1 protein-coding gene is annotated in these 775 nt (G+C 65.3%); it reads left to right on the plus strand.

Annotation, left to right across the window (positions count from 1 at the left end):
- Positions 1 to 775, plus strand: a 775-nt coding sequence (locus AC1Q80_RS30810) for an HlyD family secretion protein (RefSeq protein ID WP_492362938.1), incomplete at both ends; no start/stop codon positions are given.

The following is a 775-nucleotide window of genomic DNA, read 5'->3' on the forward strand; positions in this document are numbered from 1 at the left end:
CTGCAGCTCGACGAGACCCAGACCCGGGTCGAGCTGTCGATCGTGCGCGGCCAGCTGCAGCAGTTCTACGCCATGCGCGCCCGGCTGACGGCCGAACGCGACGGCGACGCCACCGTCTCCTTCGGCGAACTCGATATTCCGGACGTGCTGAAAACGAGCGAAGTGAAGCTGTTCGAGGCCAATCGCCGGATGATCACCAGCCAGGAAGAGCAGATGCGGCTGCAGATCGGCCAGTTCGAGGAACAGATCCGCGGGCTGAAGGCCCAGACCGGCTCCAGCGACAAGGAGAAAGAGATCGTCGAGAAGGAGATCTCCAAGCTCGAGACGCTTCTAAAGAGCGGCCTGGTGCCGGTCTCCGAGCATCGCGACCTGTTGCGCCAGATGGCCCGCATCGACGGTTCCAAGGGGGAATTGCTCGCCCGCATCGCCGAGGCGCTCGGCCAGATCAGCGAGCTGCGCATCAAGCTGATGTCGATCGACCAGAACAACCGCAAGGAAACGCAAGGCCAGATCGTCGGGCTCGAGGCCAAGATCGCCGAACTGACCGAACGGGCGGTGGCGGCCAAGGACCGGCTGTCGCGCATGGAAGTGCGTGCCCCCGTCGACGGTCTCGTCTACGACCTGCAGATCCACACCATCGGCGGCATCATCGCGCCCGGCGCCACCGCCATGTCGATCGTGCCCGAGGGCGAGGACCTGACGGTCGAGATCCGCATCCCGCCCGTCGACATCGACCGCATCGCGCCCGGCCAGAAGAGCCGCATGCGCTTTACCG

It is taken from the genome of Ensifer sp. GW823-FHT05D09 (assembly GCF_058795755.1).